Here is a 24,607-nt window from a genome sequence, read left to right on the forward strand (position 1 = left end):
CACCTTGTCGGCCAACGCTTATCCCGCAATCGGCCCGCGCGGACGGGTGATCTGGGACAGATTAGGAGGGGACGTCGGAAGCGGATCGATAGGAGGACGTCGCGTGGCCGTCATGTTGCTGGGAACCCTCGACACCAAAGCAGAGGAGTACGCGTACGTCCGTGACTTGATCATCGAGGGTGGCGTGGACGTCGTTCTCGTCGACGTCGGTGTGCTGGGCAGCCCGTCCCTCACCGCGGACGTCGACGCGTCGACTGTTGCTGCCGCGGCGGGTGCGGATCTCGCCGAGCTCAGACAGCGGCGTGACCGCGGCGCGGCCCTCGACGCGATGGCGGCCGGTGCGCGCGCCGTCGCGTTGGATCTGCACGCGCGGGGACGGCTCAGCGGGGTGCTCGCGCTCGGCGGGAGCGGGGGTTCCTCGATCGCCGCGAAGGTCATGCAGGCGTTGCCCGTCGGCCTGCCGAAGCTGCTGGTCTCGACCATGGCGGGCGGGGACGTCTCGCCTTACGTCGGGACTGCGGACGTGACGCTGATGTACAGCGTTGTCGATGTGGCGGGGATCAATTCGATCTCTCGTCAGGTTCTGGGTAACGCCGCCGCCGCGATAGCGGGGATGGCCGGCGGGTACGAGCGGAGACGGTCGAGTCATGATGCGGCCCAGGACAAGCCGCTTGTCGCCGCATCGATGTTCGGCGTGACCACACCCGCGGTGGACGCGGCTCGAAGCCGATTGACGGAACTGGGGTACGAGGTTCTGGTATTCCACGCCACCGGTTCCGGCGGCCGCAGCATGGAAAACCTGGTCGCCGACGGACATTTCGCCGGCGTCCTCGACCTCACCACCACCGAGCTCGCCGACGAGATCGTCGGTGGCGTGTTGTCCGCCGGGCCGGATCGACTGACCGCGGCCGCGAAGGCGGGCATCCCGCAGGTCGTCAGCCTCGGCGCGTTGGACATGGTGAACTTCGGGCCGCGCGATACCGTGCCGGAGCGGTTCGGCGAACGACAGTTGCTCGTGCACAACGAGACAGTCACGTTGATGCGGACGAATGCCGTGGAAGCGGCCAGGATCGGCGCGGTGCTCGGCCAAAAGCTCGCAGCGGCAACGGGACCCACCGCACTGTTCGTTCCGCGCGGCGGACTGTCCGCGGTGGACGTAGACGGCGGACCGTTCTGGGACCGTGCGGCGGACACGGCATGCATCGACGCGGTGCTCGCTGCGGTGGACAGAACCCACGTCGAGGTGATCGACAGCGATCAGGACATAAACAACACGGCGTTCGCGACGGCGGCCGCCGAGCATTTGCACCGACTCATCAGGAGCGCAACGTGAATCGTGTACAGGCTCTGGCCGGGTTTCGTGGTCAGCTCGAGGCCGGTCGTCCCATCATCGGCGCCGGCGCGGGGACCGGACTGTCGGCCAAGTCCGCGGAGGCGGGCGGGGCCGACCTCATCATCATCTACAACTCGGGGCGATTCCGGATGGCCGGGCGCGGCTCGCTCGCCGGCCTGCTGCCCTACGGCGACGCCAACGCGATCGTGGTCGAGATGGCCGCCGAGGTGCTGCCCGTCGTCAAGCAGACTCCGGTGCTCGCCGGTGTGTGCGGCACCGACCCGTTCCGGCAGATGCCGCGGTTTCTCGACGAGATCCGCGCGATCGGGTTCGCCGGCGTGCAGAACTTTCCCACCGTCGGGCTGATCGACGGTGTGTTCCGCGCGAATCTCGAAGAGACCGGGATGGGGTTCGATCTGGAGATCGAGATGATCCAGCTGGCTTCGGAGCGCGAATTGCTCACCGCGCCCTACGTGTTCGACACGGAGCAGGCGACCGCGATGGCGCAGGCCGGTGCGGACATCATCGTGCCGCACATGGGGCTGACGACGAAGGGGAGCATCGGCGCGACCACGGCGATCACCCTCGACCAGGCGGTGCAGCGGGTGCAGGAGATGCGGGACGCGGCCGCGGCGGTCGATCCCGGCATCATCGTGCTGTGTCACGGCGGACCGATCGCCGAACCCGCCGACGTGCGCTACGTGCTCGAGCGCACGCACGGTGTCGCGGGGTTCTTCGGCGCCTCGTCGATGGAGCGGCTGCCCACCGAACGGGCCATCTCCGACCAGCTCCGGGCGTTCAAGGAGGTCCCGCCCAACCAGTCCTGAGTGGAACATCCCGCGCAGCTTCATCTTTCGAAGGAGAGTCCTATGTACCGCGATCCGAACACCGTTGCCACCATGGTTTTCGACTGGGGATCGATCAAATGGCACGTCTCGCCCGACACCATCGACGGTGCGTCGTCGACGCTCGGTGAGGTGGTGATCAACCCGAACAAGGGGCACGATCGCCACGAGCATCCCGAGTCCGACGAGATTCTCTACGTTGTCGACGGTGAGGGGCGTCAAACTGTCGGTGACAGTGGCGAATTCGCCATCAAGGCCGGTGACGCGGTGTGGATTCCGCGCGGCACTCTGCATTCCACCTTCAACACCGGCTGGCGGCCGCTGCGCCTGGTGGCGACGTACACGCCCGGCGGCGCCGAGGCCGCGCTGCGTGGGCTGCCGGACTTCGTCGAGCTGGCGCCGGGGGAGTTCCCGACGTGGAAACAAGACGGCTAGGCCTGCGCGGATAAGACTGCCGCGCAGGCCGGTATCCGTCAGAGGGTGCGGGCGATGATTTCCTTCATGATCTCGTTGGTGCCCGCGTAGATCATCTGCACCCGGTTGTCCACCCACAGGCGCGAGATCGGGTACTCGGTCATGTAGCCGTATCCGCCGTGCAGCTGCAGGCATTCGCTGGCCACCGACATCGCGCGGTCGGTGGTCCACCACTTGGCCATCGCGACCGTGGCGATATCCAGTTCGCCGACAATGTGTTTGGCGATGCAGTCGTCGGTGAAGACGCGGGCGATCTTCGCCTCGGTGGCCACCTCGGCCAGCTTGAACTTGGTGTTCTGGAACTGGAAGATGGTGCGGCCGAACGCCTCTCGCGCCTTGGTGTAGCGCAGCGTGTGCTCCAGCGCGGTCTCCATGCCCGCCACCGCGCCGACCGCGATGATCAGGCGCTCCTGCGGGAGCTGCTGCATCAGCTGGACGAAGCCCTGGCCCTCCTCGGTGCCGAGCAGGTTCGCCACCGGGACGCGGACGTCCTCGAAGAACAGCTCGGAGGTGTCCTGACCCTTCTGCCCGATCTTGTCCAGCACCCGGCCGCGCCGGAATCCGGCCCGATCGGCCTCGACCAGCACCAGGCTGACGCCGGCGGCGCCCTGCGTGGTGTCGGTCTTGACCACCACGATGATGAGGTCGGCCTGCGCGCCGTTGGTGATGAACGTCTTGGATCCGTTGACCACGTACTCGTCGCCGTCGCGGACCGCCTTGGTCTTGATGTTCTGCAGGTCGGAGCCGGTGCCCGGCTCGGTCATCGCGATCGCGCCGACCACCTCGCCGCTGGCCATCTTCGGCAGCCACTGCTGCTTCTGCTCCTCGGTGCCGTAGGCGAGCAGGTAGTGCGCGACGATGCCGTTGTGCAGGCTCGCGCCCCACGCCGTGTCCAGCGCCCTGGCCTGCTCCTCGATCAGCACCGCCTCGTGCGCGAACGTGCCGCCACCGCCGCCGTACTCCTCCGGGATGGACAGGCACAGCAGGCCGAGCTCGCCCGCCTTGTTCCACAGGTCGCGGTCGACGTGATGCTGGTCGATGAACTTGTCGATGTTCGGGGTGACCTCCTTCTGGAAGAAGGCGCGGGCCAGGTCACGCAGCGCGTCCAGATCGTCGTTCATCCAACTCGACCGGTAGGCGGCCATCGAAGCTCCTTTGGTTCGGCGCACCACTGGCAAATATATGTAACCAGGGTTCGCGGGTACAGCATGTACCCGGCGGGAACAGTGTGTACCAACTCGGCCGCGCGGACAAGACACGATTTGGTATGGGCTGGCTGAACGTCCGATAGCGTGAGCCCCGTGGAGCAACGACGCTGGACCGATACCGCCGCCGCGCGGCGCTCGACCAGTCGCGCCCCGGGCCGGGACGAGCGTCGCCGAACCATCGTGGACGCGGCCATCGCGGCCATCGAAGAGCACGGGCCCGAGGCGTTGACCGGTCAGATCGCGGATCGAGCCGGGTTGGCGCGCAGCCACGTCTACCGGCATTTCGCTAGCAAGGAAGAACTCGATCTGGCCGTCGCCCGCAGGGCGCACGACGACCTCACCCGGCAGATCCGGGCCGCGCTCGAGATCGAGGGTTCCCCGCACGCCATCATCCGGGCCCCGATCGCCGAACACGTCGGATGGGCCAGCGAACATCCGAACCTGTACATCTTCCTGCTCGGACGAAACTACCGCCGCGGCAACGACGAACCCAGAATCGGCGGCAGCGCCTTCGCCTCCGAGATCTCTGCCGCCGCAACAAGATACATCCCCGAGTTCGGCGCCGATCCACTGGCCGCCGACCGCCTCGTCGTCGCCCTGCTCGGCCTCATCGACGCCTCGGTCCGCTGGTGGCTCGTCCACCGCGAAATGAGCCAACCCGACCTGGTAGACCAACTGACCACCGAAGCCTGGCTACTCCTCGACCACCGCCTCCGCAGCCTCGGCATCCAACTGGACGTCCACGCAACCCTTCCTGACAACGGGTGATTGCGGACGTTCTACTTGCTGGTCTTCGGCTGACTGGGAGTGACCTTCGGCCGCGCAGGCATCTGCTTGGTCTGCCCGCCGGATTGAAAGACCGATCCGCGTGACTCCGTCGAGGCAGCCTGCTGCTCACCAGTGCCGCGCTTGAGGTGGATCGTCATGACGGCTCTCCTTGATTGAGCTCAGCGGTGAAGTAGTGCTTTCGGGCGATCCATCGAAAGCCTTCGTGCAGGTTGATGGAAGCTACCTCGACCGGTCCTCCCACTGTATCGGGCCCGAGCTTGAATCGAGCGAAGCCGGCCGTGATTTCCACCATGAACCGGGCCAGCGCAATCGCATCGGGCAGTGGCATTCCCGCTGGTACCGGGTCTACCGCCTGGGTAGAGAGGATCTTGGCGATCTCAGGATGCGAAGACTCGTCGATCTTGCTCTTCAAGGCGGCTTCGAGGCGAGCGTCGTAGCCGTTGAACAATCGTTCGACCGCGGCTGGTTTGGCGTAGGCGCGGAAGCCGGTCTCGTTGGTGTCCAGCTCGATTGTCGGTGTTGGATGCAGTGTTGTGCCATGGAACTTCAACAGCCACGCTTCGGCCTGATCCGAGCCTGCGGAGTAGCCCGCCACGAGATAGCCCATCTCGCCGGGTAGTTCCGACAGAGCGGCCTCGCCGGCAGCAGTCGCGAACAGCTCGGCTGCTTTGAGGGCGATCTGTTCGACTGTGTAGTCGTTGATGTCGATTTTCCAGGTGACGTAGCCAGGGTCTCGTCCCATGAGCCGCAGGCGAAGGGTTTTGGACAACGTCGAGATGCTTGCCGGCCCGATGTGGCCCAGACCCCAGGTCATGGCCGCGACGGGTAGAGCTCTGTGCAGGTTGAAGATCTTGTCGGCGTTGTTGTAGACCTGCTCGCCCACTGGGTGTGCGAGCGTTGTCGCCGAGTCGGTGGAGAGGACGATGCCGTCGAACACTTTGACCCACACTGCCACTGTCACCGGGACAGTTTAGGGGTGTGATGGTGTCGATAAAACGTTGTTGTGCAGGGAGTTTGAGTGGATCTGGGACGGCTTCGCACTGTGGCTGATCTGCACAGCGTGTCGTCGGCGCGCCTTTGGAATGGCTTGGGCTGCAAGTGTGCAAGGGATGCAATGTTGCACGGTGTGCCAAAACGGAGGGGTTTTGGGAGCGAACTCCCCTGGGGTGCAGGGGAGTTCGGCGTCTCCTTGTTGGTGGTGGGTTAGAACAGGGTGCCGCTGTCGAATCCGCCGCCTACGCTGGTGAGGTTGTTGAATATGTCGTCGGTGTTGGATTGGTTGGTGCCGGATTTGCCGAACCAGTTGAAATCTTCGTTGCCGCCGCCGCTGGTGAACAAGTCGCCGGTGTTGAACAGGTCGCCGGTGTCGCCGCCGAATTGGTTGCTGTCGCCGAACATGTCGTCGCCGAAGGGGTTTGTGTCGCCGAATGGGTCGTTTCCGCTGTCGCCGAGCCAGTCGAAGCCGTCGCCGCTGCTGGATGGGTCGCTGACGTCGCCGCCGAATAGGTCGCCGGAGTCGTCGGTGCGGTTGTCGCCGGACCAGTCGAACCCGTCGCCGTCACCGAACGGGTTGCCGCCGTCCTCGCTGAACATGCCGTCGTCTTCGGACGAGTCGCCGCCGAGCCAATCGAATTCGTCATTGGGATCGCTTGGTGAACTGTCGCTGGAGTCGTCTCCCAGCTGACTCTGCCAGTCGTCTCCGGAGTCCTGCCCCGGCTGGCTTTGCTCATCGTCGCCGCTGTCTTGTCCTGGCCCGCTTTGCGAATCGTCTCCGGAGTCCTGGCCGGGCCGAGGCTTCTGTGGGTTCGGTCGCGTGCCCGGATCTTTCGGGCCACCTGGCTGCGTCGTGCTGTCGGGTTTTGTGCCCGTCGGCTTGTTCGGATCCGCCTTTCCGCGCTGATACATGCTGTTCAGCTGGCCGATTTCATTCTTGCTCAACGGAGTCGGACCGCTGTTGCAGCGATTGACCGAGCTGGCCATGATGCTGCATCCGCTGTCATTGTGATCGAGGCCGATGGAGTGCAGCAGTTCGTGCGCGGCGATCTCGGTCCGGTCGTCCCGATCGAAGTTCTGATTCTTCGGATCGAGTTTGACGAACGGGCCGCCGTTATCCCATCCGCCGAGGCCGGCCACGCCGCCTTCGAAACGTTCGTTGCTGATGTTGATCGCGCCGTTGCCCGTTCCGGGTTTCAACACGAAATTCAGGCCCGGTGTCGAGTTCAAGTGTTTGACCGCGTTCTCGATGCCGGCGTCTTTGATCTTATTGTTGTAGTGAATGATCGCCCGGCCGTCCGAGTCGTAGCCCTGAACCTTCGCCCGGAAGCCGAAGCTCGGAGCTGCGGCCGATGCCGTGGCGGTGGTCGTCAGGCCGAGCCCGACGGGAGTGAGTAGGGTGCCGGCAACCAGCGCGGCGAATAGTCGGGGTGTGCCATTCATCGGCGACTTCGCGGCTCGATGCTTCCCGTGATAGTTGCGACGTCCGGCAACAGTCGGCATAACGTGGAGACCTCCGTGTGTATGAAAAGCGAGCTCCGCCACTCGCTGATCGGCACCGGCGACTGTACTGCTGAAACATCGAATAAGCACCCGATGTAAGCAAGGCCTTAACTGTTGAAAATACGCTTTTAAGTCTGGTCTGGAACTTTTGTTAGTTTGCTGAATCAGGGCTGGGCTGTGGATGTTTCGTCGTTATAGTGACGTTATTTGGCGGCATGTCGATAGCGCCGTTGCTGGCAGGCGCGGGAGCAGTACTTGCGGGGGCGGCCTTGGGGCGGTTGGGTCAAGGGTTTGGCGCAGACTGCGCAGCTGCTCGGTGGGTGGGTGGTTTCGTCACGCGGGACTTCGATTTCATCACGCGCTCGATCGTCCGTCGGGGGACGGGGGAGGGTTTGTGCTGCTGCGACGAAGCTCGGGGCCGGGACGCGGCCGCGTGGTGTGTGGCGCATCAGCTCGTCGTCGAGGTTCGGGCACTGCTCGATGATGTCGTCGTCTGGGCATTGTGACAGGTGGATCAGGTAGTCGCGGGCGCTTTGCAGCTGTTTGATCTTCTCTTCGATCAGCTCGGCCTGGTGTTCAACAGTCTTCTGCCAGAGCCTGTTCCGGCTTCCGGCGGTTACCACCGAGGCCTGTTCGAGTGGCATTGTGCCGGTGACGCAGCACAGGTAGGCGAGGCCGATGCGGCGGAGTTCGGTTTCGGTGTAGACCCGCCGGCCGCCGACCCGCGGTGGCTCCGGCAGTACCTGTTGCGACTCCCACCAGCGCAGCGTCGACGGGGCGAGGTCGTAGAGGGCGGCCGCCTGGCCGATCGAGACGCCGAAGGGTTCACCCATGGGTCTATTTGACATGAAGTCGGCTTCAAGTCACAAGATCTACGTGGAGTTAGGTATACCTCAGTCGTGCTGGTAGGAGGCGTGGCTGGGGATCGGCGGTAACGACATTCCCGTGGAGGAACTACAGACATGACGTCAATGGAGACACCAACGGCCGGGGGATCGGAGTCCTACGGGAACTTCGATCAGTCGACCGGACTCGCGAATGCCGGTGCGCTGGCTCGACTGCTGGCGCCGGTCCGGCGGTATCTGATCGTCTGCGGCATCTTGTCGTCGATCTCCGCGGCGGCCGGAATCGTGCCCTACATCGCCGTCGCCGAGATCGCACGGGTCATGCTCGACGACCCCACGGGGGCGGCCAGGACCGTCTGGACCTGGGTCGGCGTCGGTGCCGCCGGCGCCGCGGTATGGCTGCTGCTGCTCGTACAGTCCTCGCGCGTAGGGCATTTCGCGGACGCGGCGATACTGCACGACCTGCGCGTGCGGATCGTGCGCCGCCTCGGCTCGCTGCCACTGGGCTGGTTCCGCGCCGCGGGATCGGGACGGGTCAAGCGGGCGATGACGGGCGATCTGGAAGAGATGCACGAGGTCATCGCGCACGCGTTGGGCCAGCTGACCGGGGCGGTCACGGTGATGGTCGTCGCGGCGGGCTACCTGCTTCTCGTCGACGTCCGGATGGCGCTGATCGCGCTGGGCGTGCTCGCCGCGATGGCGATCTGCTACCGAATCTCGATGCGGTCCATGACATTCCACATAAACCGGTTGATCGCGGCCGACGCGCGGATCAGCATTGCCAGTGTCGAGTACGCCGACGGAATCCAGGTGGTCAAGACGTTCGGCACCGGCGGACGCGTGCTGCGCCGCTACGACGATGCCGTGGACGAGCACACCAACGCGTTCGCGGCATGGGTCGCCGAGGTGCGCTACAGCTCGGCGGCCTCGCGGCTGTTCGGCTCGGAGATGGCGGTGCTCGCCGTCGTGACGGCGGCCGGGCTGGCGTTCGTCGGCCATGGTTCGCTCGGGGCCGCGGATCTGGTGGCGTTCCTGGTGGTCGCGATCGGGCTGCCGAACTCGATCATTCCGGCGTTGACCGCGGCGCAGGGCGTGCGTAAGGGAAGGATGGGTGCGGCGAATATCGAACGGCTGCTTGCCCGTTCGCCGTTGCCCGAGCCGGAACGACCGGAATCGCCGCGTGGTCACGGCGTCGAGTTCGACCGGGTGTCGTTTTCTTATGGCGGAGTGACCAACGCGCTCGAGCAGGTCAGCGCAGTCTGTCCGCCGGGGCGCGTGACCGCGATCGTCGGGCCGTCGGGTGCCGGCAAGACGACCCTGGCCAGCCTGCTGCCGCGCTTCTACGACGTGTCGGACGGGGCGATCCGGATCGGCGGTGTGGACGTTCGCTCGATTCCGTCGCGGGAATTGCTGGCCTCGATGTCGTTGGTATTCCAGGACGTTGCGCTCCTTCGGGACAGCGTGGCGGAGAACATCCGCATCGGCCGCCCCGGCGCGAGCGATGCGGAGGTCCGGCAGGCGGCCGTCGCCGCGCACATCCACGACGTGATCGAGCGTCTGCCCGACGGGTACGACACGCTGCTCGACGCGGGCGGCGGCGGTCTGTCCGGCGGTGAGCGCCAACGGTTGACCATCGCGCGGGCGATCCTGTCCGGTGCGCCGATCGTCGTGCTGGACGAGGCCACCGCCGCCCTCGATCCCGACAGCGAGGCGGCGGTGCAGAACGCGCTGGCCACCTTGGCGGTCGGCAAGACGGTCATCGTGATCGCGCATCGCCTGCACACCATCGCTGGCGCGGACCAGATCCTCGTGCTCGACCACGGGCGTCTGGTCGAGCAAGGCGACCACGACCAGTTGCTCGCCCGCAATGGTCTCTACGCCCGGATGTGGGCCGCACAGGAAGGGGTCCTCGCATGATCCGCCGGTTGTACCGACTGTGGCCGGAGCCGAAACTCCTTGCCCAGCTATGGTTTTTGACCGCGGCACAGGCCGTTCTGCAAGGTCTGCTGCTCGGCTTGCTCGTCCCGATCCTGCACGCGGTCGTGCGACCCGAGCCCGATCTCGCCGCGGCCACGCCGTGGCTGGTGCTCGGCGCGATCGGCGCGGTGTTGTACGCGGTGCTGAGCATCATCGCGACCCCCGTCGGCTTCGCGGCGGCGGGCGCGCTCGCGGCGCAACTGCGGCGGAAGTTGATGCGCCACGTGAGCAGGCTGCCGCTCGGGTGGTTCACCGCCGAGCACAAGGCCCGGCTGGCGCGCGGGGTGACCGCGGATGTCGGCGACGCCGCGCACCTGGCCGTGACCATCGCCGGACCCGCGATCACCTCGACGCTGTTGCCCGCGACGATCGTTGCCGTGACGTTCGTGGTCGACTGGCGGATGGCATTGCTGTTGTGCGCCATCGCGATTGGCGCGTACTGGGCGCTGCGACGGGCCGCACGGATCGCCGAATTCGCCGAGATCGAGTTGGAGCGGGCGGCGGTCGGGGTCGCGGGCCGGGCGATCGAACTCGGTCAGGCGCAGCCGGTCTTGCGTGCCGCGGGGTACGCCGATGGCACGCCGCGGATGCACGCCGCGCTCGTCGACCACCGCGAGACCTACCGCGACGGCATGCGTCGCGCGCGGCAACCGTTCTTCGTCTACAGCGGAGTGGTCGCAGGTGGTTTCGTCGCGGTGCTCGCGCTCGCCGCCGAACTAGTGCTGAGCAAGCAGATCGAAGTGGCCGAGGCGATCGCGTTGCTGGTGCTGGCGGCCCGGTTCCTGGAGCCGCTGGGCAACCTCGTCGAGCTGATCGGGGCCTTGCGCGCGATGACGAACAAGATCGCGCGGATCGAGGAGTTCCTGGCTACTCCGGTGCTCCCGGTGCCGGTCGAGCCGGTGCGTGAGATCGCCGCTCCCCACGTCGAGCTCGTGGACGTGAGCTTCACCTATCCGGGTGGCGATTCCACTGCGTTGCAAGGTGTTTCGTTCCGGTGCCGACCGGGCACGACCACCGCGCTGGTCGGCCCGTCCGGCTCCGGTAAGACGACGGTGACCCGGCTCATCGCAAGGTTCTTCGACGTCGAAGCGGGACAGGTGCGCATCGGTGGGGTGGACGTTCGCGACGTGGATCCGAGCGTGCTGCTCGATGAGATCGCGATCGTCTTCCAGGATGTCTACCTGTTCGATGACACCATCGAGGACAACCTGCGCCTAGCCCGGCCGGACGCGACCTGGGACGAACTGGCGGAGGCGGCTCGTGCGGCGCGGATCGACGACATGATCGAACGCCTGCCCGAAGGCTGGCGGACCCGCGTGGGCGAAGCGGGTGCCCAGCTGTCGGGCGGTGAACGTCAGCGGGTCGCGATCGCGCGCGCGATCCTCAAGCGGGCGCGCATCGTCCTCGTAGACGAGGCCAGCTCGGCGCTCGATCCCGAGAACGAGGCCGCGATCACGCAGGCCATCGCCAACCTCGCCGACGATCCCGATCGCACGGTGATCGTGATCGCGCACCGGCCCGCCACGCTGGCCGCGGCGGACCGTGTCGTCTCGCTCGACGGCGGACGTGTGATCGAAACCGGAACGCCCGCAGAGCTATTGGTCACGGGAGGGGCGTTCGCGCGGATCAGCGGACAGTACGAACGGGCACGGCACTGGCGCATTGCGAGTACGTCATGAACCGGTGACCTCGGCCCAGAGGGCGGGAGCCTCCGCAGCTGTTGCGGGGGCTCCTCGGCCGAGCAACAGGGCTTCGAGATCGTGCAGGATCCACACGACACTCAGTGCGCCTGAGCCGTACCACGCACCGAAATCGACTGAGCCGGTGATCGATCCGGTGGTGTCGAGGATCGGATTGGTCAATAGCGGTGCGGCGCCCCGATTCACGGTGCCGGTCAGCGCGATGATGATCGGCGCGGACTGGCTGTCGAGACGCTCGGTGGACAGCGTGGTGTAACCCCAGCCACCGCCGGGACCGATTTGCAGGGCGGGGCGGTGGAAGCCGAGGGTGCTGAGGATGGTGCCGAACGTGCGGACACTGCCGTAAGCGCAGACTTGATCACCGCAGCCGGACAGTACGGAAACCGTTGTGCCGTTGTGTTTCGAGGCGGCCAATTCGGTTGCGGTGGTGGCGATCCGGTTGTTCAGATGGGAGATGAGCGCAGACGCCTGTTCGCTGTGGCCGGTCGCGGTGCCGAGGACATTCAACTGCTCGTCCCATGGTTTGTTGTCGTCCACGAGCAGTACCGGGGCGATCCGGGTCAACTTCGGCAGCAGGTCGCGATGGCCGGGAAAGTTGGTGCCGATGATCAGTGCCGGTTCGGCGGCGGAGATCGGCTCGATCTGCGTCGGCTCGGCCAATTCCACGCCCGCTCCGCGCAGTATTCGCTCGGTCGCCGTGACGATCTGGTCGCCTTGATAGACATTGCGCGCCGCGTGCTCGGCGACGACGCCGATGGCGAGGAGATGGAGGGCGGTGGAATCATCGAGCGCCCAGATGTTTTCGTCGGTGGCGGGGATGGTGACCGGTCCGTCGGCACCGGCGACCGTCACCACGGGGCCCTCGACCGGGGCCGGTTGTCCTGTGCCGCAAGCTATCGCGGCCAAGAGCACGGCGAGGGTGGGTATGACGGCAAATCTTCGCATCTCGTGAGTGTGGTTTTTGAAGTCGGCTTGATGTCAACCGGAAACGGCTTGATCGGCGCGGTACCTCGCGGTTGTCCGGTCGTTCTCACCGACAGCTGTTACGAAACGGGATCGCTGCGTGACGAAACTTTCGACCTAACGGATTCAGGGCGCTGGATCACCGGCCCGCCTCGACCAAGGTGAACTCGACGCCGCCGCGCGCCATCGTTGCGCCGTCGGCTGCGGTAGTTCTACTCACCGACACGCGTAGTTCCTCGGTGACCAGGGACAAGTCTGGTCCATATGCTCGGACTATGTCCTCTACCGAGAACGCGTTTGTCTGGAGAACGGCCGGCCTGGGAGCGGTTGCCGCGGTCGTACTGGCACCGTTGGCCGCGGCCCTGGTTGCGATCGTCTACCGATTCCCGGTGCCGATGGCGGAGGATTACGCCCGCGGGTTCGGCGGGGCCGGCGATGCCGCGTTGGGCAGCGTGTTCTATCTGATCCTCGGTGGTGCGCTGGTGCTTGCGATCCTCGGCGGCATAGGCGGTTTCGTCACAGCTCGGTTCGCTCAGCTCAACGCGCGCCGCGCTCAATTTCGCACGCTCGCGGTATCGGCAGGAATCTCGCTGCTTGCCGCGAGTGCCTTGGCTGTGCTCGAATTCTTCATCGGCGCTTGGTGAGTCGGCTACGTCGGTAGACCGGCCCGCCGCCGCGCGACCGAAGCGACTGCTGCCCAGTCCTTGTCGCCGTCGCCGTATGCGAACACGCCAATGTACGCACCATGTGCCGGCGGCGTGGGTGCCTCTCGATGCAATGACCTGTCGATCTGCCCCGAGAACAGTGCCCGATTCATGCAGGGCCACAACGGAATTGACGACGACACGGCAGAACGGGTCAGATCGTCGCGTCGGGCTCGTGTTCGAGCGGTGTGGACAGGATGACATCGAGAAGATCGCCGAGGGTGTCGATCTGTCCGGGGGAGAGGCCGGCGAACGATCGATGTTGCACGCCGTGCACCCGGCGCGCACCCTCGGCGCGGATCTCTTCGCCCTTGGCTGTGAGGCGGTGGCGGACTGCGCGACCGGGCCCTGGTATCCGCTCGATGAGTCCGCGCTCGACCATCCTCGCGGCCAGCGTCCCGAACGACTGGTCCGTCTGAAAGGTCAACTGCGCCAGATCATGTAGCGAGGCGTTGGGGTGCCGATCGAGATGACGCAGAGTATCCCACTGCACCAGCGAGACGCCGAGATCCGCGAGCTCGGCGGTGAGGGCGCGGTGGTGGCGGTGCTGTACTCGCTTGATCGACAGGGCTACTTCTCCGATCGAGGTCATGAAGTCAGCATAACTCAGGTTGTTTATATCAATATCCTTGTATAAGGTTACTGATATAGATCTCAGGAGGTTTTCATGAGCACAACCCACACGGTCGACGTGACTCTGCCCGAACTCGGCACCATCGCGGTCCGCATCAGCGAACGAGGGGAGGGCCACCCGATCCTGCTGCTGCACGGCGGGGCCGGCTCCGTTTCGGTCACCGGCTTCGCCGACCGCCTCGCCGCCGAACGGAACGCTCACGTGTACACCCCCACCCACCCCGGTTTCGACGGCACCGAGCGCCCCGAACTGCTCACCACCGTCCGCGGTCTCGCCGCCCTCTACGCCGCGCTGCTGGACACCCTCGACCTCACCGGCGTCACCGTCGTCGGCAACTCCGTCGGCGGCTGGATCGCCGCCGAACTCGCTCTCCTGCATCCGAATCGGGTCTCCGGCCTGGTCCTCGTCGACGCGGTCGGCATCGAGGTCCCCGACCACCCGGTCATCGATTTCTTCGCCCTCGACCTGGCCCAGATCGCGGACTACAGCTACGCCGACCCCGACGCCTACCGGATCGACCCCACCCAGCTCAGCCCCGCCGTCTTGCAGGCGATGGCCGGAAACCGCGCCACCCTCCAGATCTACGGCGGCTCGATGACCGACCCGGCCCTGCTCACCCGCCTACCCGAAATCACCCTGCCCACCCTCGTCATCTGGGGCGACGCCGACCGCATCGTCGACCCGGACAACGGCCGCGCCTACGCCGCCGCCATCCCCGGCGCCGAACTAGTCATCATGCCGAACACCGGCCACCTCCCCCAGATCGAATCCCCCGCCGCACTCATCCCGCTGATCTGGAACTTCGCCGACACCCACGCCACCAGCAAGCCCGCTGCCTGAGTCGCCTGCCCGCACGGATATCGAACAGCGACTGCGTAATCCGGCGTACGTCATCTGACGGATTCGTGCACCGCCAGTGCCCAACTAGCGTCATCGAGGTGGGTACAAACAGCGTTGTCATGGTCGTCGCCGCTCTCACGATCGCCCTGTCCGTTGCCGCGTGCGGTGACGCCACGTCGCCGGCACCGGTCGCGAACGACTGTCCGAGTAGCCCGATTCCGCCGGATTCGGCCCGCGGACCAGTTGCCCAGGCGGCAACTCCTCGGATCGTCGTGCCCGTCGACGCCAGCACCAGTACTGTCCTGAACCCGGGCACGGCTCCGCAGATTCAATGCGGACGCACACCCATCGATGCTCATACCGACGTGGCTTACGCGCCCAGTGCCGCTTCCCGGCGGACAGACCAAGCAACTCGCCATGGACATCCAGGTCCCGCAGACCGCCGGCCGGAAGCCACTGGTCGTCTACGTCCCCGGCGGCGGTTTCATGATGGCGGACAAGGGCGGAAACCTCGCGTTGCGAACGTTCGTCGCCGAGGCGGGATACGTGGTAGCGAGCATTCAGTACCGGGTCCAACCCGACGGCGCGACCTACGTCGACAGCGTCTCCGATGTGAAGGCCGCGATCCGCTACCTGCGCGCCCACGCCGCCGACTACGACATCAATCCCGGCGCGGTAGGCGTCTGGGGCGACTCGGCCGGCGGCCACCTGTCCGCGATGACCGGAGTCACCAACGGCGACAAACGTTTCGACGTAGGCGCCGACCTGGACGAGAGCAGTGACGTGCAAGCGGTGATCGACAAGTTCGGCGCCTCGGACCTGTCCCGCCTCCAGTCCGAATTCGACCCCGAGACCCAGCAGGCCATGGCACCGCTGCTCGCCGCTACAGCCAGGTATGTCAACGGCCCCACCAGCGCAACGTCACTCGCCGAGGATCCCGCCGCCGTCGCCCGGGCAAACCCCATCACCTACATCCAAGCGACCGACCCGCCATTCGCGATCTTCCACGGCAGCCAAGACACCACGATTTCCCCGAGTCAGACTCTCCTCCTGCACAACGCGTTGGTTGCCGCGGGCGTCGACAGCACCCGCTAAGCAACGCCCACTGCGGGTTCCGGCCGCCATTCGTTCCGCATCCATGAATCATGGGTGACAATTGTGTGTACAAAAGGCGAACGATGCACGGGCTGGCCCGTGTAGAGGTAGGTGTCCCGTGCACGACGAATCCGACCTGGCGCAGGCGCGGGTGTTCTATGAACTGCTCAGCGCCGAGGCCGCGACCCTGAGTTCGGCGATTCAGGCCACCGCGACCCTGCGCGGCACCCCGCGTTCGACCACGGAGGGGCGGCGGCTCGAACGGGATCTGCGGGAGGTCCGCCGCTGCCTGGATCGTCTGCGCAACAACTTTCCCGAGGTGGGTGATCAGTCGAAGGCCGGGTGAACCGGCTTCTGATGAACGCACGCTCTTGCCGGTTGTTGGTCACTGACCTAGTGTTATTGGTCAGTGACCAACAAGGAGGTAGTTGTGGCTGATTACGAGGTCGCCATCGTCGGGGCGGGTCCGGTCGGGCTGTGGCTCGCGGCGGAGTTGCGGCTCGCGGATGTGTCCGTGGTGGTGTTGGAGGCGCGGGCGGAGCGCGATCCGAATTCGAAGGCGCTCACCATCCATCCGCGGACCATCGAACTGCTTGCCTCGCGCGGATTGCTCGACTCGTTCCTGACGGAGGGCACGCGAATTCCGAGCGGGCACTTCGGTTTACTGGAAAATCGGATGGATTTCGGGCTGCTCGATACGCCCTATCAGTTCACGCTGGCGGTGCCGCAGGCCCGCACCGAGGAGCTGTTCGAGGACCGCGCCCGTGCGGCCGGTGCGGATATTCGGCGGGGGCAACGGGTTTCGGGCCTGACCCAACAGGACGACGGGGTGGTGGTGCACCTCGAAGGGCTGCCCGATCTCACCGCCGACTGGGTCGTGGGCTGCGACGGTGTGCGCAGCACGGTCCGGCAGGCGGCCGGAATCGCCTACCCGGGCACACCCGCCACCGTCTTCGGCTGGCTGGCCGACGTGAAACTGGCTGCGCCGCCGGAGAGTTCGGTATCGGCCAAGTGGAGCGAGGCGGGGCAGATCATGGGTGTCCCGCTGCCCGGCGGGTTGTACCGGCTGGTGGGGCTCAACCCGGAGGACGTGCGCACCGATCGGCCCGGCGAACTCACCCTCGACGATGTCCGCCGCCGCGCCATCGCGATCACCGGAACCGACTGGGGAATGCACGACCCGGTCTGGTTGTCCCACTTCGGCAATGCGTCGCGCCAGGCCGAGCGATACCGCGCCGGGCGTGTGCTGCTCGCGGGCGACGCCGCCCATCAACACATGCCCGCGGGTGGCGTCGGGATGAATGTCGGCATCCAAGATGCGATGAATTTGGGTTGGAAGCTGGCTGCCACGGTGCGCGGGCGCGCACCCGAAGGGCTGTTGGACAGCTATCACCGCGAACGCCACCCGGTCGGCGCCGCGCTCCTGCGCAGCACCCAGGCGCAGACCGCGCTGATGAGCACCTTCACACCAGAGAACCGGCAATTGCGCGCGTTGCTTTCCGAATTCGTCGGCACCCAACCGGGATTCGCGCGCCCACTGGCCGAACAGATGTCCGGTCTCGCCGTCGCGTATCCGGCCGAGCCGGGAGCGCATCCGCTGACCGGCACTCGCGCACCGGATTTCGCGCTCGCCGACGGCTCGTCGGTATTCGCCGCGCTACGCGGTGGCGGCCATCTGATCCTCGACTTCACCGGCGCACTTGCTGCGAATCCGCTTGTCGCAAGGGCGCTTCCGGAACGTGATCGGCAACCGTGGGCGGGCGTCGCGGCGGCCCTGGTCCGTCCTGACGGACACTTGGCCTGGGTGGGCGAGGACGCCGCCGGCCTACCCGCCGCGCTCGACGCCGCTGGTTTCGAGCCGCTCCCGGCCTGAGCTCTAGACTGGGTCAGTGACCAACAAGCAACCGGTACGCACCGCTCGCGCGGGCCTGGCCCAGTCCTCGGTGGTCGAGGCGGCACTGGTGATCCTGAACGAGAAGGGCCACGACGCCGTATCGATCCGGGCGATCGCCGACCGCCTCGGCGTCCGGATGAACACCGTGCTCTGGCACGCCAAGACCAGGGCGCGGTTACAGGAGCTGATGGCCGACGCCATCGTGGGCGCCACCGCGACCACGGATCTGCCGGCGGACTGGGACCAGCGGGTCCGCGTGCTCACCCACCGCTACCGGCAGTCGCTGCTGGCGCATCGAGACGGCGCGGCCGTCGTCGCGGGCACCTACGCTTCGGAGCCGGCCACCCTGCGCGTCGCCGACGCGATCGTGCAGGCCCTGCTCGACGGCGGACTCGAACCGAAGCAGGCCTCCTGGACCTGTTGGACCATCGTGTATTTCGTGCTCGGGATCGTCCAAGAGCAGCAGGGCTACCCGTCAGCGGACATCGAAGCGATGGCCGCCCTCGTCGCCTCGGACGCCTATCCCGCGCTCGCGCAAGCCGGCGAGTTCGCGGGCGACAACGCCTTCGACGACCGCTTCGATTTCGGCCTCGACCTCATCCTGTCCACCCTGCCCGCGCGCATCGCTGCTGCCCGCGAGTCCGGCCGATAGTCAGGCTTGCTAGTAGGGCCAGTACTCCATGCGGAGATTCGTCTCCTTGATCGCCGTGACCAGGGATTCCGATGCGACGAACACGCGCGTGAACTCCCTGTCGCGAGCGACGAGGAAATCACCGGCCGATGGATCGAACGAAGGTTTCGTGAGGATCCGAATGCCGCGGATGTTCGAGAACTTCGACGCGTCGACGTCGACCAGTCGCAGGTACTTGGTGGTTCTCGCGGCGAGGTAGGTACTGCGCCCACCGCGCAAATGCAGCTCCGCCGGAATGGTTTCGATGTCGTCGCGCAACTGCGCAGGAGCGCTGTCGAAGAAGTTCTTCGAGAACAGCGGAATGCCCCAGGTCGTCTGCAAGTAGTCCGGCCGGATCCTCTCGAACTTCCGGAAGTCGATGTCGACATCGACCTCGATACCCGCTGGTGTCGGTGTCACCTCCTCGCCGTGTACGAAGAACCTGGTGCCGAACTCGTCCTCGCCGCGCATGACGATGGAGAATTCACCGAGCGACGTCGGTGACAGCAAGCGATAAAGGACACTCATGTCCGACAGCATTGTGGGACCGACGCCGCGAGGACAAGCGAAGGCGGCGCGACCGAGGAGGTTTCCGTTGGATTTCGCTGATTTTCAGGCGATCAATGCATTGGTGCTGCGCTATGCCGCCGCCGTCGATGCGGGCGACTTCGACCAGGTCGGCGAACTATTCGCCGACGCGGAGCTCACCATGCCGAGCGCCGATCAGCCGATCCGATCGAATTCCGCCGTCGTGACCGCGGTGTTCCGGCGAGCCGTCCGGATCTATCCCGACACCGGAACGCCGAAGACCCGGCATCTGGTCACCAACTTCGCCTGCACGCCGATCGGGTCCGATTGGGCGCAAGCCACCTCCGCGATCCTGGTGTCGCAGTCGACCGAGGATTTTCCGTTGCAGGTGATCGCCTGTGCCAGTTACGAAGATAGTTTTGTCCGGGTCGAGGGCCAGTGGCGGTTCGCCCGGCGGCGAATCTCGCTGGACCAGGTCGGCGACACCTCTCATCACCTGAATCCATAGTGCAGGACGTCAGGTCCGAGGGCGGTTGTCGATCAGCCTGCGCGCCTTGCCGATCGAGCGTTCGAGGGTAGCGGGCGGGACTACATCGACGGCGACGGTGATGCCGATGCGGTTCTTGATCGATTCGCGCAGGGTCGCGGAGGAGGTCCAGCGTTGATCGTCGAGAACTCCGGGGCGGGCTTCGACTCGGATGGTGAGGGTGTCCATTCGGCCGGTGCGTTCGAGTACGCACAAGAACTGCGGGGCCAAGGCGGGGACGGCCAGGATGAGTTCTTCGATCTGGGTGGGGAACAGGTTGACGCCGCGCAGGATGATCATGTCGTCGGTCCGGCCGGTGACCTTCTGCATTCGACGCATCGTGCGGGCGGTTCCGGGGAGTAGCCGGGTCAGGTCGCGCGTGCGATAACGAATGATCGGTGTCGCTTCCTTCGACAGTGAGGTGAACACCAATTCGCCCTCCGCGCCGTCGGGCAGCACTTCGCCGGTCTCCGGATCGATGATCTCCGGATAGAAGTGGTCCTCCCAAATGTGCGGGCCGTCCTTGGTTTCCACGCATTCCATGGCGACGCCGGGGCCCATGACCTCGGAGAGCCCGTAGATGTCGACGGCGTCCATGTCGAGCGTCTGCTCGATTTCCCGCCGCATCTGTTCGGTCCATGGTTCGGCGCCGAATACACCGACGCGCAGCGACGTTTCGGCGGGGTCGAGCCCCTTGGCGATCATCGCGTCGGCGATGGTGAGCATGTAGGACGGGGTGACCAGGATGGCGTCCGGCGCGAAGTCGGTGATGAGCTGGATCTGGCGATCGGTCATGCCGCCGGACATCGGAATCACCGTGCAGCCCAGCCGTTCCGCGCCATAGTGCGCCCCGAGCCCGCCGGTGAAGAGACCGTATCCGTAGGCGACGTGCACCTTGTCGGTCGGCTTGACCCCGCCCGCACGCAGGCTGCGCGCGACCAGTTCCGCCCAATTGCCGATGTCGTTCGCGGTGTAGCCGACCACCGTCGGCCACCCGGTGGTGCCCGAGGACGCGTGGATCCGCGCGATCTGATGCTGCGGCACCGCGAACATCCCGAACGGGTAGTTCTCGCGCAGCTCCTTCTTGGTCGTGAATGGGAATTTCGCCAGATCGCCGAGTTCATGCACGTCGCTCGGGTGGACTCCGGCGTCGTCGAATGCCTTCCGGTAGTGCGGCACATTGGCGTAGGCGTGCTCCAGGGACCAGCGCAATCGTTCGAGTTGCAGCGCCGAAATGCGGTCGCGCGTGGCGAATTCGATATCGGGGGTGTCGGTGGGAGTGGGCAGGACGCCGGTCATCGCGGAACTCCAGGTTCAGCCGTCGAAATCGACGGTCAGGGTGTCGCTGAGGGGATAGGTCTGGCAGGTGAGCACGAAGCCGGCGGCGACTTCGGATTCCTCGAGTGCGTAATTGCGACGCATGTCGACGTCGCCGCGGGTGATCTTGGCGCGGCAGGTGCCGCAGACGCCGCCCTTGCAGGCGAACGGGAGATCCGACCGCAACCGCGCGCCCGAATCGAGCAGCGGCTGGTCCCGGGGGAGCGCGCCGGTCACCGAGCGACCGTCGAGCGCGATGGTGACTTCGCTTGTCGGACCGGTCATTCCGGGTTCGCGATGGATCACCGGCGGCGGCGGGATGTCGTCGACGTAGAACAGTTCGTGGTGGATTCGGCGCTTGCCGACGCCGAGTGCGGCGAGCACTTCCTGCGCGTCGGTGATCATGCCGTACGGGCCGCACAGCCAGAAGTGGTCGATGTCGTCGGTCGGCACGACACTGCCGAGGATCGCGCGCAGGCGCTGCGCGTCCAATCTGCCACTGAACAACTTCACTTCACGCGGTTCCCGTGACAGTACGTGGATGAGGTCGAGACGCGGGCCGAATCGATCCTTGAGATCGGCGATCTCCTCGGCGAACATCACCGAGCGGGTGCGCCGATTGCCGTACAGCAGAACGACTTCCGCCTTCGGATTGGCGAGCATCGACCCGGCGATCGAGAGCATCGGGGTGATACCGGAACCCGCCGCGATCAGGACATGCCTGCCGCCCTGCGCCGGGTCGGCGGTGAATGTTCCGGTCGGTCCCTGCACGTCGATGGTGTCGCCCGCCTCGACCTGATGGACCAGCCAGGACGAGAACACGCCGTCGGGCACCTCGCGAACGCCGACCCGCGGCGGTGCGCCGGCCGGCGCGCAGATCGAGTAGGAGCGGCGATGCTCGACGCCGTCGACCGTGCGCCGCAGCATGAGCGATTGGCCTGGGCGGAAGGCGAATTCGTCGGCCAGCCGGTCGGGCACCGTGAAGCGGATGGCGACCGCGTCGTCGCAGAGTGGTTCGACCTCGGCGACGGTCAGCGGGTGGAAGGGCTTGGTTCGCGGGGAGGTCATGCTCAGATCTCCTTCACGTGATCGAACGGTTCCAGGCAGTCCGAGCAGCGGTACTGGGCTTTGCACAGTGTTGCGCCGAATTCGGAGTGCAGGACCGTGTTCGGTGATCCGCATTGTGGGCAGTTGATGGTGCGTGGCCTCGGCGTGAGGGTCAGCGGGACAGGTCCCGCTGTGCGCTGCGGGGCCGGACCTGGCACGGAATAGCCTGCTGCGCTGAGCTTTCGACGACCCTCCGTGGAGATCCAGTCCGAGCTCCATGCGGGCGACAGGCGAGTTCTGATGTGTACGTGGTCATATCCATGTTCGAGGAGCTTGTGTTCGAGATCGTCGCGCATGGTGGCCATGGCAGGACAGCCCGAGTACGTCGGAGTGATGATGACGAGCACACTGCCGTCGGCGGATACCGTCACCTCCCGCAGCACCCCGAGATCGTCGAGGGTCAAGGGCGGCATCTCCGGGTCGGTCACCGACGCGGCAACGGCGCGGGCGCGGAATTCCTCGGTGCTCACCAGAGTCCCTCCGGGTGCGCGCGGGCGACGCTCTGCAGGTCGGCGAGCAACGCGCCCATCGCCTCGGTGTGGATGCCGTGCCGGCCCGCGCGTCCGCCGACGGTGCCGGCCTTGCCGCTCGGGGGCGTCAGTTCGGCGGCATGCAGGACTTGGTCGAGCACCGCGTCGAATTCCGCACGGACGTCCCGGGGATCGACGCCGACCGCGACCTTCGACAGGGTGATCTCTTCATCGGTGGGGACGAACAGTTCGTCGGTATAGGGCCATACGCGCGCCAGTGCCTCGCTTGCGCGTCGCGCGGATTCGGTTGTGCCGCAACCGAGAGTGACCGTCCACCGCGCCGCGTAGTCGCGGTGGTAAGTCAGCTCCTTGACGCCCTTGTGTGCGACGGCGGCCAGTACCGGATCGCGAGAGGTGCGGAGCCGGTCGAAGATCGCGAGGCGCCAGGTCGAGAAGATCAACAACCGGATCATCGACTTGGCGAAATCGCCGTTGTCGAGTTCGCACAGACGGGCGTTGCGAAACTCGTTCTCCGGCCGGAAGAATGCCAGCGCGTCTTCGGCGGGTGCCGGCGAGGTGCTGGAAATGAACGGCACCACCGAACCATCGGCCGCGGCGGCGCGGGCAAGCAACAGACGCGCCTGCCCGAGCAGGTCGAGACCGACGTTCGCCAGCGCGACCTCTTCTTCGAGTTCCGGTGCACGCGTTGACCATTGAGCGATCCGCTGGGCACTGATCAGTGCGTCGTCACCCAGCATGAGGCAGTACGCGGCGAGTGCGGGGAGATCGACATCGTCGGGCACTGTGGTATCCACACCGGCCAGCGGATCGTCGAAACTGGTCCCGAATGCCCACTGCCCGTGGGAGTCCGCGTCGACCAGGCCTTCGTAGGCGTTGTCGCTCCGCGATGCTTCGTTCATCTGCGCCCGCCTCACATGTGTGGCACGTCGTCGGGGATCTCGTAGAACGTCGGGTGCCGATACACCTTGTCGCCGCTGGGCGCGAAGAACGGATCCTTCTCCGCGGGGCTCGACGCGATGATCGAGGCAGACCGGACCACCCAGATGCTGACGCCTTCGTTGCGGCGGGTGTAGACGTCGCGCGCGTGCCGCAAGGCCATCTGGTCGTCGGCGGCGTGCAGTGACCCGACGTGTACGTGGTTGAGGCCGCGCTTGCCGCGAAGAAATACCTCGTACAGAGGCCAATCGGCCTTCACCGCAGCGGGTTCGGTCACGATGCGGCCTTCTCGCGGGCCGCAAATGCCGTCGCGGCCTCGCGTACCCAGGCGCCGTCCTCGTGGGCCGCGCGGCGATTGGCGATGCGCTCGACGTTGCACGCGCCGTTGCCTTTGAGCACCGCCATGAACTCGGCCCAGTCCGGCTCGCCGAAGTCGTGTGCCTCGCGCCGTGGACACCACTTCAGTTCCGGATCGGGGAACGTCACGCCCAACGCCTCTGCCTGTGGCACGGACATGTCGACGAACCGTTGGCGCAGTTCGTCGTTCGTGTGCCGCTTGATGCCCCACTTCATCGACTGCTCGGTGTTCGGCGACTCGTCGTCGGGCGGACCGAACATCATCAGTGCGGGCCACCACCATCGGTTCACCGACTCCTGCACCATCGCGCGCTGCTCGTCGGTGCCGCGCATCATCGTCATGAGCAGCTCGTAACCCTGGCGTTGATGGAACGACTCCTCTTTGCACACGCGGATCATCGCGCGGGCATACGGTCCGAAAGAGCTGCGGCACAAAGGAACCTGGTTGCAAATCGCGGCGCCGTCGACCAGCCAGCCGATGGTTCCGACATCGGCGTATGTGAGCGTCGGGTAGTTGAAGATCGAGGAGTACTTCTGTTTGCCCTCGATGAGCTGGACGGTCAGATCGCCGCGATCGGCGCCGAGGGTTTCGGCCGCGGAGTACAGATAGAGACCGTGGCCCGCCTCGTCCTGCACCTTGGCCATGAGAATCGCCTTGCGCCGCAATGACGGTGCGCGCGTGAGCCAATTCCCTTCGGGCTGCATCCCGATGATCTCGGAGTGCGCGTGCTGAGCGATCTGGCGGATCAGTGAGCGGCGGTAACCGTCGGGCATCCAGTCCCGGGGTTCGATGCGCTGCTCGTTGGCGATCGTCTCGTCGAAAAGGGTCTGTAGCGGGCCCATTTCGGAAGTGTGTGCGGTGGGCATGTGGTCTCCTT

General features: G+C 65.9%; 27 protein-coding genes. 13 read left to right on the forward strand and 14 right to left on the reverse strand.

Annotated features, from left to right (window positions below; all coding sequences use genetic code 11):
• The first annotated feature begins 112 nt into the window (after positions 1–112).
• Genes F3087_RS07210 through F3087_RS07220 form a run of 3 tightly spaced genes read left to right on the forward strand, consistent with a single transcriptional unit; the run spans position 113 to position 2,613 of the window.
• Positions 113–1,333, forward strand: a complete 1,221-nt coding sequence (locus F3087_RS07210) for a Tm-1-like ATP-binding domain-containing protein (RefSeq protein ID WP_150401870.1) — start codon at positions 113–115, stop codon at positions 1,331–1,333.
• Positions 1,330–2,160, forward strand: coding sequence for a phosphoenolpyruvate hydrolase family protein (locus tag F3087_RS07215; protein ID WP_150401071.1), 831 nt, complete (start codon positions 1,330–1,332; stop codon positions 2,158–2,160). The genes F3087_RS07210 and F3087_RS07215 overlap by 4 nt, the downstream gene beginning before the upstream one ends.
• Positions 2,161–2,202: 42 nt before the next feature.
• The gene (locus F3087_RS07220; RefSeq protein WP_150401072.1) at positions 2,203–2,613 is read left to right on the forward strand and encodes a cupin domain-containing protein; all 411 of its coding nucleotides are present in this window, start codon (positions 2,203–2,205) and stop codon (positions 2,611–2,613) included.
• Between the two features lie 38 nt (positions 2,614–2,651).
• On the opposite strand, the gene F3087_RS07225 is transcribed toward F3087_RS07220, so the two are convergent.
• Complete coding sequence (locus F3087_RS07225; protein ID WP_150401073.1) at positions 2,652–3,797, reverse strand: acyl-CoA dehydrogenase family protein; 1,146 nt, start codon at positions 3,795–3,797, stop codon at positions 2,652–2,654.
• 156 nt (positions 3,798–3,953) lie between these two features.
• Here F3087_RS07225 and F3087_RS07230 point away from each other — a divergent pair, with 156 nt between their 5' ends.
• Complete coding sequence (locus tag F3087_RS07230; protein ID WP_150401074.1) at positions 3,954–4,628, forward strand: TetR/AcrR family transcriptional regulator; 675 nt, start codon at positions 3,954–3,956, stop codon at positions 4,626–4,628.
• 11 nt (positions 4,629–4,639) lie between these two features.
• On the opposite strand, the gene F3087_RS45845 is transcribed toward F3087_RS07230, so the two are convergent.
• The 4 genes from F3087_RS45845 to F3087_RS07245 all read right to left on the reverse strand — a co-directional run bounded on the left by F3087_RS45845 (position 4,640) and on the right by F3087_RS07245 (position 7,993).
• Entirely contained in the window at positions 4,640–4,786 is a 147-nt protein-coding gene (locus F3087_RS45845; RefSeq protein ID WP_191093827.1) for a hypothetical protein, read from the reverse strand.
• On the reverse strand, positions 4,783–5,610 hold the full coding sequence (locus F3087_RS07235; protein ID WP_150401075.1) for a hypothetical protein: 828 nt from the start codon (positions 5,608–5,610) through the stop codon (positions 4,783–4,785). Before F3087_RS07235 ends, F3087_RS45845 begins: the two co-directional genes overlap by 4 nt.
• A gap of 242 nt (positions 5,611–5,852) precedes the next feature.
• Complete coding sequence (locus F3087_RS07240; protein ID WP_150401076.1) at positions 5,853–7,187, reverse strand: matrixin family metalloprotease; 1,335 nt, start codon at positions 7,185–7,187, stop codon at positions 5,853–5,855.
• A gap of 161 nt (positions 7,188–7,348) precedes the next feature.
• Positions 7,349–7,993 (reverse strand): MerR family transcriptional regulator, encoded by a 645-nt coding sequence (locus F3087_RS07245; protein WP_191093828.1) that lies wholly within the window; start codon positions 7,991–7,993, stop codon positions 7,349–7,351.
• A 114-nt stretch (positions 7,994–8,107) separates the two neighbouring features.
• Between F3087_RS07245 and F3087_RS07250 the strand changes: the two genes are divergently transcribed.
• Positions 8,108–9,907 (forward strand): ABC transporter ATP-binding protein, encoded by a 1,800-nt coding sequence (locus F3087_RS07250; RefSeq protein ID WP_223884898.1) that lies wholly within the window; start codon positions 8,108–8,110, stop codon positions 9,905–9,907.
• Positions 9,904–11,646, forward strand: a complete 1,743-nt coding sequence (locus tag F3087_RS07255) for an ABC transporter ATP-binding protein (protein ID WP_150401078.1) — start codon at positions 9,904–9,906, stop codon at positions 11,644–11,646. Before F3087_RS07250 ends, F3087_RS07255 begins: the two co-directional genes overlap by 4 nt.
• On the opposite strand, the gene F3087_RS07260 is transcribed toward F3087_RS07255, so the two are convergent.
• A complete protein-coding gene (locus F3087_RS07260) occupies positions 11,641–12,612 on the reverse strand; it encodes an ABC transporter substrate-binding protein (protein ID WP_150401079.1) in 972 nt (323 codons plus the stop codon). The genes F3087_RS07255 and F3087_RS07260 overlap by 6 nt on opposite strands.
• Before the next feature lie 293 nt (positions 12,613–12,905).
• Between F3087_RS07260 and F3087_RS07265 the strand changes: the two genes are divergently transcribed.
• On the forward strand, positions 12,906–13,274 hold the full coding sequence (locus F3087_RS07265; RefSeq protein WP_150401080.1) for a hypothetical protein: 369 nt from the start codon (positions 12,906–12,908) through the stop codon (positions 13,272–13,274).
• Positions 13,275–13,488: 214 nt separating this feature from the next.
• Here the strand turns inward: F3087_RS07265 and F3087_RS07270 are convergent, their stop codons facing one another.
• A complete protein-coding gene (locus F3087_RS07270; RefSeq protein WP_150401081.1) occupies positions 13,489–13,926 on the reverse strand; it encodes a MarR family winged helix-turn-helix transcriptional regulator in 438 nt (145 codons plus the stop codon).
• A 75-nt stretch (positions 13,927–14,001) separates the two neighbouring features.
• Here F3087_RS07270 and F3087_RS07275 point away from each other — a divergent pair, with 75 nt between their 5' ends.
• The 5 genes from F3087_RS07275 (at position 14,002) to F3087_RS07295 (ending at position 18,449) form a co-directional block, all read left to right on the forward strand.
• Entirely contained in the window at positions 14,002–14,808 is an 807-nt protein-coding gene (locus F3087_RS07275) for an alpha/beta fold hydrolase (protein ID WP_150401082.1), read from the forward strand.
• 417 nt (positions 14,809–15,225) lie between these two features.
• Positions 15,226–15,903, forward strand: a complete 678-nt coding sequence (locus tag F3087_RS07280) for an alpha/beta hydrolase (RefSeq protein WP_191093829.1) — start codon at positions 15,226–15,228, stop codon at positions 15,901–15,903.
• Positions 15,904–16,021: 118 nt separating this feature from the next.
• A complete protein-coding gene (locus F3087_RS07285) occupies positions 16,022–16,249 on the forward strand; it encodes a hypothetical protein (RefSeq protein WP_150401084.1) in 228 nt (75 codons plus the stop codon).
• An 84-nt stretch (positions 16,250–16,333) separates the two neighbouring features.
• Entirely contained in the window at positions 16,334–17,776 is a 1,443-nt protein-coding gene (locus tag F3087_RS07290) for an FAD-dependent monooxygenase (RefSeq protein WP_150401085.1), read from the forward strand.
• A 16-nt stretch (positions 17,777–17,792) separates the two neighbouring features.
• On the forward strand, positions 17,793–18,449 hold the full coding sequence (locus F3087_RS07295) for a TetR/AcrR family transcriptional regulator C-terminal domain-containing protein (RefSeq protein WP_223884899.1): 657 nt from the start codon (positions 17,793–17,795) through the stop codon (positions 18,447–18,449).
• Between the two features lie 9 nt (positions 18,450–18,458).
• On the opposite strand, the gene F3087_RS07300 is transcribed toward F3087_RS07295, so the two are convergent.
• Positions 18,459–18,995, reverse strand: a complete 537-nt coding sequence (locus F3087_RS07300; RefSeq protein ID WP_150401086.1) for a hypothetical protein — start codon at positions 18,993–18,995, stop codon at positions 18,459–18,461.
• A 67-nt stretch (positions 18,996–19,062) separates the two neighbouring features.
• Here F3087_RS07300 and F3087_RS07305 point away from each other — a divergent pair, with 67 nt between their 5' ends.
• Positions 19,063–19,503: a nuclear transport factor 2 family protein gene (locus F3087_RS07305; protein WP_191093830.1), complete on the forward strand. Its 441-nt coding sequence runs from the start codon at positions 19,063–19,065 to the stop codon at positions 19,501–19,503.
• 9 nt (positions 19,504–19,512) lie between these two features.
• Here F3087_RS07305 and paaK read toward each other — a convergent pair whose 3' ends face one another.
• Genes paaK through paaA form a run of 6 tightly spaced genes read right to left on the reverse strand, consistent with a single transcriptional unit; the run spans position 19,513 to position 24,596 of the window.
• Entirely contained in the window at positions 19,513–20,820 is a 1,308-nt protein-coding gene (gene paaK, locus F3087_RS07310; protein ID WP_150401088.1) for a phenylacetate--CoA ligase PaaK, read from the reverse strand.
• A 15-nt stretch (positions 20,821–20,835) separates the two neighbouring features.
• Positions 20,836–21,906, reverse strand: a complete 1,071-nt coding sequence (gene paaE / locus F3087_RS07315; RefSeq protein WP_150401089.1) for a 1,2-phenylacetyl-CoA epoxidase subunit PaaE — start codon at positions 21,904–21,906, stop codon at positions 20,836–20,838.
• 2 nt (positions 21,907–21,908) lie between these two features.
• Positions 21,909–22,415, reverse strand: a complete 507-nt coding sequence (gene paaD / locus F3087_RS07320) for a 1,2-phenylacetyl-CoA epoxidase subunit PaaD (RefSeq protein WP_223884900.1) — start codon at positions 22,413–22,415, stop codon at positions 21,909–21,911.
• On the reverse strand, positions 22,412–23,335 hold the full coding sequence (gene paaC, locus F3087_RS07325; RefSeq protein WP_150401090.1) for a 1,2-phenylacetyl-CoA epoxidase subunit PaaC: 924 nt from the start codon (positions 23,333–23,335) through the stop codon (positions 22,412–22,414). The genes paaD and paaC overlap by 4 nt, the downstream gene beginning before the upstream one ends.
• Before the next feature lie 11 nt (positions 23,336–23,346).
• Entirely contained in the window at positions 23,347–23,649 is a 303-nt protein-coding gene (gene paaB / locus F3087_RS07330; protein ID WP_396897537.1) for a 1,2-phenylacetyl-CoA epoxidase subunit PaaB, read from the reverse strand.
• Positions 23,646–24,596, reverse strand: coding sequence for a 1,2-phenylacetyl-CoA epoxidase subunit PaaA (gene paaA, locus F3087_RS07335; protein ID WP_150401091.1), 951 nt, complete (start codon positions 24,594–24,596; stop codon positions 23,646–23,648). Before paaA ends, paaB begins: the two co-directional genes overlap by 4 nt.
• Between the last annotated feature and the right edge of the window lie 11 nt (positions 24,597–24,607).

This window comes from Nocardia colli (assembly GCF_008704205.1).
GTDB lineage: Bacteria > Actinomycetota > Actinomycetes > Mycobacteriales > Mycobacteriaceae > Nocardia > Nocardia colli.

Excerpts from the sequence above, each read along its gene's own strand:
- F3087_RS07260 (WP_150401079.1), bottom strand. The coding sequence starts at position 12,612 with ATGCGAAGATTTGCCGTCATACCCACCCTCGCCGTGCTCTTGGCCGCG.
- F3087_RS07220 (WP_150401072.1), top strand. The coding sequence starts at position 2,203 with ATGTACCGCGATCCGAACACCGTTGCCACCATGGTTTTCGACTGGGGA.
- F3087_RS07300 (WP_150401086.1), bottom strand. The coding sequence starts at position 18,995 with ATGAGTGTCCTTTATCGCTTGCTGTCACCGACGTCGCTCGGTGAATTC.
- F3087_RS07210 (WP_150401870.1), top strand. The coding sequence starts at position 113 with ATGTTGCTGGGAACCCTCGACACCAAAGCAGAGGAGTACGCGTACGTC.
- F3087_RS07280 (WP_191093829.1), top strand. The coding sequence starts at position 15,226 with ATGGACATCCAGGTCCCGCAGACCGCCGGCCGGAAGCCACTGGTCGTC.
- F3087_RS07275 (WP_150401082.1), top strand. The coding sequence starts at position 14,002 with ATGAGCACAACCCACACGGTCGACGTGACTCTGCCCGAACTCGGCACC.
- F3087_RS07250 (WP_223884898.1), top strand. The coding sequence starts at position 8,108 with ATGACGTCAATGGAGACACCAACGGCCGGGGGATCGGAGTCCTACGGG.
- paaE (WP_150401089.1), bottom strand. The coding sequence starts at position 21,906 with ATGACCTCCCCGCGAACCAAGCCCTTCCACCCGCTGACCGTCGCCGAG.
- paaA (WP_150401091.1), bottom strand. The coding sequence starts at position 24,596 with ATGCCCACCGCACACACTTCCGAAATGGGCCCGCTACAGACCCTTTTC.
- F3087_RS07255 (WP_150401078.1), top strand. The coding sequence starts at position 9,904 with ATGATCCGCCGGTTGTACCGACTGTGGCCGGAGCCGAAACTCCTTGCC.
- F3087_RS07270 (WP_150401081.1), bottom strand. The coding sequence starts at position 13,926 with ATGACCTCGATCGGAGAAGTAGCCCTGTCGATCAAGCGAGTACAGCAC.
- F3087_RS07265 (WP_150401080.1), top strand. The coding sequence starts at position 12,906 with ATGTCCTCTACCGAGAACGCGTTTGTCTGGAGAACGGCCGGCCTGGGA.
- F3087_RS07225 (WP_150401073.1), bottom strand. The coding sequence starts at position 3,797 with ATGGCCGCCTACCGGTCGAGTTGGATGAACGACGATCTGGACGCGCTG.
- F3087_RS07245 (WP_191093828.1), bottom strand. The coding sequence starts at position 7,993 with ATGTCAAATAGACCCATGGGTGAACCCTTCGGCGTCTCGATCGGCCAG.
- paaC (WP_150401090.1), bottom strand. The coding sequence starts at position 23,335 with ATGAACGAAGCATCGCGGAGCGACAACGCCTACGAAGGCCTGGTCGAC.
- F3087_RS45845 (WP_191093827.1), bottom strand. The coding sequence starts at position 4,786 with ATGACGATCCACCTCAAGCGCGGCACTGGTGAGCAGCAGGCTGCCTCG.
- paaK (WP_150401088.1), bottom strand. The coding sequence starts at position 20,820 with ATGACCGGCGTCCTGCCCACTCCCACCGACACCCCCGATATCGAATTC.